A 7,066-nucleotide genomic window follows, 5' to 3' on the forward strand; every position below is an offset into this window, starting at 1 on the left:
CGGGCGGCCTGGGCGGGATGCTGGGCGACCTGCTGGGCGGTCGCGGCGCGCAGCCGCAGGGCCAGCAGCCGCAGGGCCAGGCCCCGCAAGGCAGGGGCGGCTTGGCGCAAAAGGACGCGCAGCCGCAGAACGACGCCAGTTTCGGCGAACTCTTCAACGAGGCGCTGGCCAGCGGTGACGAGCCCTCGACCGCGCCCACGCCGGAACAGAACGCGCTGGCCGGGCTGATGCTGAAGGCGATGATCCAGGCCGCGAAATCCGACGGCGAGATCGACGAGGCGGAAAAGGCCAAGCTGATGGCCGAGTTCGGCGAGCTGGACGACGAGGAACGCGCCTTCATCCGCGAACAGATCGCCGCCCCGGTCGATGCCGCCGCCCTGGCGCGCGAGGTGCCGCAGGGCTTCGGCCCGCAGGTCTACCTGATGTCACTGATGGCGATCGAGTTCGACAACCGCAAGGAGGCCGAATACCTGCACACGCTGGCGCAGGGCCTCGGCCTCGACAAGGAAACCGTGAACGGCATCCACCAGAAGGTCGGGGTGATCAACCTTTACGCCTGATCGAACAGGCCCAGCTGGCGCGGCGGCTCGTCTTGCCGCGCCTCTTCCAGCCCCGACAGCGTGATGCCCAAGAGCCGTACCCCATGCGGATCGGCAAAGACCGGGGCCAGCAATTCGCAGGCCATCTCCAGCATCTCGTCGCGGCTTTCGACCGGACGCGGCAGCGAGCGCGCGCGGGTGATCTGGCGGAAATCGCCGTATTTCACCTTCAGCGTCACCGTGCGGCCCCGGCGCGCGGCCGAGGCGGCATGGCGCCAGACCTTGTCGGCCAGCACCGCCAGCGCCTCATGCGCCGCCGCGATCTGGCGCAGATCCTCGAAATAGGTGTTCTCGGCGCCGATGCTCTTGCGGATGCGGTCGGGCTTGACCTCGCGCGTGTCGATGCCGCGGGCGATGTTCCAGTAATAGCTGCCCGACTTGCCGAAGCGCGCGGTCAGGAACTCCAGGCTCTGCCGGGCCAGGTCGGCGCCGGTCAGGATGCCATGCGCCTCCATCCGCGCCGCCGTGGCCGGGCCGATGCCGTGGAAGCGGCCGATGGGCAGGCCCTGCACGAATTGCGCCCCGGCCTCGGGCGGGATCACGAAAAGCCCGTCGGGCTTGCGCTGGTCCGAGGCCAGCTTGGCCAGGAACTTGTTGTAGCTGACCCCGGCCGAGGCTGTCAGCCCCGTCGCCGCGCGGATGCGCGCCCGGATTTCCTGCGCGATGCGGGTGGCGGTGCGGCCGTCCAGGTGATCGGTCAGGTCCAGATAGGCCTCGTCCAGCGACAGCGGCTCGACGAGCGGGGTGTATTCGGCAAAGATCGCGCGGACCTGCTGGCTGACGGCGCGATAGACGTCGAAGCGCGGCTTCACGAAGACCAGGTCGGGGCACAGCCGCATCGCCCGCATCGAGGGCATGGCCGAGCGCACGCCATAGCGCCGCGCCTCATAGCTGGCCGCGGCGACCACGCCGCGCTGGATGCCGCCCACGGCGACCGGCCTGCCGCGCAGCGCCGGGTCGTCGCGCTGCTCGACCGAGGCATAGAAGGCATCCATGTCCACATGCACGATGCGGCGGACGCGCTCCTCGGCCGGGCCGGTCACGGGATGATGCGGGCATCCCCCGCCGTCAATCCCTCGCCCATGCGGTCGAAGCGCATATGGGCGATGGCGCGGCCGCCGGACTGGGTGAAAAGCGTGCCGGCCTCGCGCCCGTCCGCCATCAGGATCGGCGTGCCGACGGGGGCCGCGCCCTCGATCCCGACCGTCACCAGCCCCTTGCGCAATTCGGTCTTGTGCTTCATCCGCGCCGTGACCTCTTGCCCGACATAGCAGCCCTTGCGGAAATCGACGCCATGCAGGCGCTCGAACCCGGCTTCCAGGATGAAGGTCTCGTTCGGGATCAGCTCGACCAGGGTTTCGGGAATGCAATGCGCGACCCGGATGGCGCCCCAGTCGGTGCCGTCGTCCCCCTCGGCGCCGTAAAGCCGCCAGCCGAGCGCCGGGTGCCGCGGGTCGGCGATCGCCCCCGCCGGCGCCGGCCCGGTGCCGCGGGCGACGGCCAGATCCATCGGCTCGATCGCAACCTTCGAGCGCAGCCGATACATCGACAGCCGCCGCGCCAGGTCGTCCGCCAGCCGCGCGTCCACGTCGATCAGCAGCCGCTCGCCCTCGGGCACGACCAGGAAATCGGCCAGATACTTGCCCTGCGGCGTCAGCAACGCCGCCCAGCACGGCACCGGGCCGACCTTGTTCGTCACCAGCCCTTGCAGGAACTCGACCCGGTCCTCGCCCGAAACCGCCAGAATGCGCCGCATCAATCCTCTCCGAATTGCAACCGGACCAGCGCGGCATAGGCGCCGCCCTGGGCCATAAGCTGGTCGTGACTGCCCTCTTCGACAACCCTGCCGGCCTCGACCACCACGATCTTGTCGGCTTGCCGCACGGTCGAAAGCCGGTGCGCGATGACCAGCGTGGTGCGCCCGGNAAGCTCGTCCAGCGCCTGCTGCACCACCCGCTCGCTTTGCGCGTCCAGCGCAGAGGTCGCCTCGTCCAGCAGCAGGATCGGCGCATTGCGCAGCACGGCGCGGGCGATGGCCACGCGCTGGCGCTGTCCGCCCGACAGGGCCGAGCCGCGCGGGCCCGCAGGCGTGTCCAGCCCCATCGGCAGGGCGTCGGTGAAATCGGCGACATGGGCGGCGACGACGGCGCGGCGCAGCGCCTCGTCGTCCTGGTCGTGGCCCAGCAGGATGTTCTCGCGCAGCGTCTCGTCGAACAGCGCCGCATCCTGGCTGACGGTCGAGAACTGGTCGCGCAGCACGCCCAGCTCATAGTCGCGCAAGGCCACGCCACCCAGGGTGATCTGCCCCGATTCCGGGTCGACCAGCCGGGTCAGCAGGTTGAAGACCGTGGATTTCCCCGCCCCCGAAGGCCCGACCAGCGCGGTGGTCCGGCCCGCCTCGGCGGTAAAGCTCAGCCCGTTCAGCACCGGGTGGTTGGCATAGGCCAGCCGCACGTCCTGAAAGCGGATCGTGGTGTCGGGCGGCGGCTCGCGCCGCGAGCCCGAGGTGATGGTCGGCCGCAGGTCCAGCACGGCATAGATGCGCTCCAGGCTCGCGGCGGCGACCTGCCAGGTGCCGGTCAGCGCCCCCAGCCGGCGCAGCGGCTGGAAGGCCAGCGCCATGGCGGTAAAGAAGGACATGAAATCGCCCACCGTGCGCTCGCCCCGCGTCACCTCGGCACCGCCAAGCGCCAGCACGCCGATGAAGCCCAGGCCGGTGACGACATCGACCAGCGCCGGCACGGTGGCGCCGATGCCGGACATCTTGACCTCGGCCTGGCGGATGCGGGTGACGATCTGGGCAAAGCGGCCGGCCTGGTAATCCTCCATCCGGTTCAGCTTGACGGCGTTGATGCCGTGCAGCACCTCGTCCAGCCGGGTGGCGCGCTGGCTGGCGTTGACGCGGTTCTGCCGCATCTTGCGCCGGATATAGCGCTGCACCACCAGCGTCGGCAGGATCAGAAGCGGCGCGCCCACCAGCGCCGCCATGGTCCACCAGGGATCGACGGCCAGCGCCACCCCGAACAGCGACACCAGCGAGACCATGTCCCGCCCCGCGCCCGAGATGAAAGTGGTCCAGACCCCCTGCACCGCCATGGTGTCGCCCTGCACCCGCTCGATCAGCGCGCCGGGGGGGTTCTGCTGGAAGAAGCCGCCGTCCAAGGTCATGATATGGCGCAAAAGGTCGGTCTGCATCGAGGTCGAGACCGCCAGCGAGACCGAGGTCATCAGGCTGCGGTTGACGACGAAGGTGGTGGCGCGGATCAGGAACAGGCCAAAGATCGCGCCGCCGACCCACCAGATCGCATCGGTGTCGCCACCGACGAAGACCCGGTCGAACAGCGGCTTCAGCATCCAGCTGAGCATGCCCAGGGTCGAGCCCTCGATGACCAGAAACAGCAGCGCCAGCAGGATGCGGCCCCAGTAGGGCCGCAGATAGTCGCGCCACATGCGGGCGAACAGATTGGCCGTCCTGTGAAGTCTGTCCGCCATCGCATCCCCGGTCCTCGGTCAGGGCAAGGGATAAGGCGCAAGCGGCGCGGGGGCAAGCCGCCCGCGGCGCAGTGCCCCGGCGGGCCCTGCCGAAGGCCCCGCCCGGCCCTTTCCGTTTCCCAAATGCCCATATCCCGCCCGTGCCACCCGCCCCGGCCTCGCCGCCCCAGGCCCAGCCCTTCTTCGTTGTCCAAATACCCATGCCCCGCACCTCGCCCGCCCCCGGTTGACCCGGCGCGGGGCCCGTCCTACGGATGACGGATCATCAGAAAGGCATTTCCCATGAGCTTCGCCCAAGGCGCCGCCGTCCTTGCCATTCCCGGCCCCTCGCCCGCGCCCGACCGCGTGCTGCGCGCCATGCACCGCGCCTCGCCCGACATCTACGGCGAGGCGCTGGCGGCCGAGAACCGGGCGATGATCGCCGGGCTCAAGCGGCTGGCCGGGACCGCGGGCCATGTCGTGCCCTATATCGGCAACGGCCATGCCGGCTGGGAGGCGGCGAACGTCAACCTGCTCGACCGGGGCGAGCGGGCGCTGGCGCTGGTCTCGGGCCATTTCGGCCGCGGCTGGGCCGCCACGGCCCGCGCGCTGGGGATCGAGGTCGAGGAGCTGGACTTCGGCCTCGCGCCCCCCGACCCGCAGCGGCTGGCCGACCGGCTGGCGCAGGACCGCGAGGGGCGGATCCGGGCGGTGCTGGTCTGCCAGGTCGATACCGCCAGTTCCGCCCGCGCCGACATTCCCGCCCTGCGCGCGGCCATAGGCGGCCATCCCGCCTTCCTGGCCGTCGATGCCATCGCCTCGCTGGGCTGCGAGCCCTTGCGGATGGACGAATGGGGCGTGGACCTGCTGGTCTCGGCCAGCCAGAAGGGGCTGATGGTGCCGCCGGGGCTGGCCTTCGTCTGGTTCTCGGACCGGGTGAAGGCGCGCGGGCGCAGCGGCCTTGCCACGCCCTATTGGGACTGGACCCCGCGGGCCGAGGCCGAAGCGCTGTGGCAGTTCTGGGGCGGCACGCCGCCCGTCCAGCACATCTTCGGCATGAACGAGGCGCTGCGGATGCTTCTGGACGAGGAAACCCTGCCCGCCGCCTGGGCCCGGCACAAGGGGCTGGCGCGAGCGACATGGGCGGCACTGGAGCGCTGGGGCGCGGGCCATCCCGGCATCGGCGCGCTGATCGCCGATCCCGCCGGCCGCGCCCGCTCGGTCACTGCGGCCCGGCTGCCGCAGGCCGGCGCCCTGCGCGAATGGACCGCCGCCCGCGCGGGGGTGACGCTGGGCATCGGCCTGGGCGCCGCCGATCCCGACAACGCGCTGCGCATCGCCCATATGGGCCATGCCAATGCGCATCAGCTGCTGGGCGTGCTGGCGGTGGTCGAGGCCGGGATGACGGCGCTGGCGATCCCGCATGGCAAGGGCGCGCTCGAGGCGGCGGCGGCCGAGATCGCGCGGCTCGCCTGAGCCCTTGCGGCAGGGCGCCGCAGACCCAACCTTTCCGGGGCAAGGCACGAAAGGCGACAGATGCGCATCACCCCCCTGCCCGAGTTCCAGTCCGAGGCCCTGCTGCCCGGCCAGGATTTCGCCCCGATCGAGCGGCTGATCCGCGACGAGGCCCAGGAACACGGGCTGGAGCTGCATACCGGCCATGGCCGCTCGATCTGGTGCCAGGTCGAGATGGGCGAGTTCGGCGCCAAGCGGCGCGGCGACGGCGTGCTGGTCTTTGCCCGCGCCCATCGCGCCGAATGGCTGGGCGCGATGCAGCAGGCGATTTCCGAACATCTTGGCCAGCACCTGCCGGCGGCGGCGGCAGCGCTGCGCTGGCCCTCGGCCGCCGATGCCGGCAAGCCGCCCGGCAATTTCAGCCTGGCCGAGGTCGTCGGGGTCGAGCCGCTCTGCCCGGATTTCCTGCGCGTGCGGCTGGCCGCGCCCAACCTGCACCGGCTTGCCACCGAGGATTCGCTGCATTTCCGGCTGGTCCTGCCGCAACCCGGCGACGACGCGCCGGAATGGCCGCGTCTCGGCGCCAACGGCCAGATCCTCTGGCCCAGGGGCGACAAGGCGCTGCACCGCCCGGTTTATACCGTGCGCCGCATCGACGCCGATGCCGGCTGGCTGGAACTGGACGTTTTCGACCATCCCGGCGGGCGGGCGGCGCATTGGGCGCAAAGTGCCCGGCCGGGCGCGCGCATCGGCCTGCTCGGCCCCAGCGGCGGCGGCATCCCGCAGGCCGCGCAGCTGATGCTTGCCGGGGACGAGACCGCCTGGCCCGCCATGGCCCGCATCCTCGAATCGCGCGCCGGCAGCGCGCGGGGCCAGGTCTTCCTGCTCGGCGCCCGGCCCGGCTATCCGCTGCCCCGGCCCGCGGGCTTCCGCATATGCCACCTGCCCGGCGGGACCGCGGCGCTTTGCGCCCTGCTGCGCGACGAGCCGCCCTTGCCCGGCAGCTATCTGTGGGCGGCAGCGGAAAAATCCGAGATTGCCGCGCTTCGCGCCCTGCTGCTGGAAACGCTGGGCCACGACAGGGCGCAAAGCCACTTGGCCGCCTATTGGTCGGCATAAAGCGCGGCAGCCCGTCCGCGGAATAGTTGACAATTTTACCTTGGTGATCGATACGAAGCCCAAACCGCGGCCAGAGGGTCGGCGGCATGCCAGTTTGCATGTGCCGCGCCCAGCAAGATGCGGACGGATCGAATGCCGGAACTATAAGGATCGCCATGACCCAGAAGTCACTGCCGCGCCGTAGCGCGGGGACCGCCGTTGCTTTGACCTGCCTGCTGCTCGCCACGCCGATCGCGGCGCAGGAAGCCGCCACGGGCGGCCAGACCAGCCCGGCGCCCGAGGTCCAGACCCAGCCGGCCGCCCCCGCCGGCGAAACCGCAGCCCCGCAACCCCAAGTCCCGCAGCCCGCGACGCCGGAAGCGGCGGCCCCCGGCACGGCAGCACCCGGAGCGGCAAGCACGACCCCCGCCCCGGCGGCCGAG

6 protein-coding genes and 1 pseudogene are annotated in these 7,066 nt (G+C 71.2%); 4 read left to right on the forward strand and 3 right to left on the reverse strand.

Translation table 11 applies throughout. From position 1 onward, the window contains the following. A partial coding sequence (locus FE811_RS25260; RefSeq protein ID WP_140849266.1) for a DUF533 domain-containing protein occupies positions 1-560 on the forward strand: 560 nt, incomplete at its 5' end. On the opposite strand, the gene dinB is transcribed toward FE811_RS25260, so the two are convergent. The 3 genes from dinB to FE811_RS25275 are packed head-to-tail and all read right to left on the reverse strand — an operon-like array spanning position 551 to position 4,091. Further along, positions 551-1,642, reverse strand: a complete 1,092-nt coding sequence (gene dinB / locus FE811_RS25265) for a DNA polymerase IV (RefSeq protein WP_036761287.1) — start codon at positions 1,640-1,642, stop codon at positions 551-553. The genes FE811_RS25260 and dinB overlap by 10 nt on opposite strands. Next, positions 1,639-2,355, reverse strand: coding sequence for a folate-binding protein YgfZ (locus tag FE811_RS25270; RefSeq protein WP_116222130.1), 717 nt, complete (start codon positions 2,353-2,355; stop codon positions 1,639-1,641). The genes dinB and FE811_RS25270 overlap by 4 nt, the downstream gene beginning before the upstream one ends. Continuing rightward, positions 2,355-4,091: an ABC transporter ATP-binding protein gene (locus FE811_RS25275; RefSeq protein ID WP_140849268.1), complete on the reverse strand. Its 1,737-nt coding sequence runs from the start codon at positions 4,089-4,091 to the stop codon at positions 2,355-2,357. Before FE811_RS25275 ends, FE811_RS25270 begins: the two co-directional genes overlap by 1 nt. A 282-nt stretch (positions 4,092-4,373) precedes the next feature. On the opposite strand from FE811_RS25275, the gene FE811_RS25280 reads away from it, so the two are divergent. The 3 genes and pseudogenes from FE811_RS25280 to FE811_RS25290 form a co-directional block, all read left to right on the forward strand. After that, positions 4,374-5,546 carry an alanine--glyoxylate aminotransferase family protein gene (locus FE811_RS25280; RefSeq protein ID WP_116222129.1) on the forward strand — a complete coding sequence of 391 codons (1,173 nt, stop codon included), beginning with the start codon at positions 4,374-4,376 and terminating at the stop codon, positions 5,544-5,546. 60 nt (positions 5,547-5,606) lie between these two features. Further along, on the forward strand, positions 5,607-6,644 hold the full coding sequence (locus tag FE811_RS25285; RefSeq protein WP_116222128.1) for a siderophore-interacting protein: 1,038 nt from the start codon (positions 5,607-5,609) through the stop codon (positions 6,642-6,644). A 155-nt stretch (positions 6,645-6,799) separates the two neighbouring features. After that, positions 6,800-7,066 (forward strand): annotated as a pseudogene (locus FE811_RS25290) (tonB-system energizer ExbB); the annotation flags it as partial.

The organism is Paracoccus sp. FO-3, assembly GCF_006386455.1.
Lineage (GTDB): Bacteria > Pseudomonadota > Alphaproteobacteria > Rhodobacterales > Rhodobacteraceae > Paracoccus > Paracoccus versutus.

Coding starts and splice junctions, on each gene's coding strand:
- FE811_RS25270 (WP_116222130.1), bottom strand. CDS start 2,355: ATGCGGCGCATTCTGGCGGTTTCGGGCGAGGACCGGGTCGAGTTCCTG.
- FE811_RS25280 (WP_116222129.1), top strand. CDS start 4,374: ATGAGCTTCGCCCAAGGCGCCGCCGTCCTTGCCATTCCCGGCCCCTCG.
- FE811_RS25285 (WP_116222128.1), top strand. CDS start 5,607: ATGCGCATCACCCCCCTGCCCGAGTTCCAGTCCGAGGCCCTGCTGCCC.